The sequence below is a fragment of the Pseudomonas sp. 30_B genome, assembly GCF_017491605.1.
In the GTDB taxonomy this organism is placed as follows: Bacteria; Pseudomonadota; Gammaproteobacteria; order Pseudomonadales; family Pseudomonadaceae; genus Pseudomonas.
Genome location: NZ_JAFGYY010000153.1, coordinates 1 through 537 on the forward strand (window position 1 = coordinate 1; position 537 = coordinate 537).

1 protein-coding gene is annotated in these 537 nt (G+C 26.8%); it reads left to right on the plus strand.

Annotation, left to right across the window (positions count from 1 at the left end; translation table 11 throughout):
• Positions 1–106: 106 nt before the first annotated feature.
• On the plus strand, positions 107–537 hold a 431-nt coding region (locus J5M67_RS27680), incomplete at its 3' end, for a hypothetical protein (protein WP_207888578.1).

The window sequence follows — 537 nt, forward strand, 5'->3', positions numbered from 1 at the left end:
TAGATACACCAAACTTACTATGACTAAGTATCTTAAGTTTAATATCATACTTATTAAGCATTTGAAAAACGTCGAAGAAATCTTTTTTAATACAAAGAAATTTCAAATGACAAAAATGTTATTTCATTATTTGAATGCTGGATGTCAAAATTTGAAAGCTTTGCATTGGATGCCAGATTGGCTTGAGAATATTAATTATCAAAATCAGGATTTAATCAATGTTATGCAAAGAGTTCACTTTTTGGAAATTGGCTTGACACAACTTACAGAATTTCAATTTGATCCCAATAACTTGACTCAATTGACTCTTAATCATTATGATGATTATAAGATAGAAAAGATTAAAATCACATTTCCTAATGTGACAAAATTGAACATCTATTCTTTTCATGATGAGGAATATGATTCAATTTCAGAATACAAATTTCCTAAATTAGAATTTGCCAAAGTTATAGAACGTAATGATGAAGAAAGAATGATGATTAAAGAACCATTCGTTCATCAAATCAAATATATTAAGACACTTGAGTATAAAAC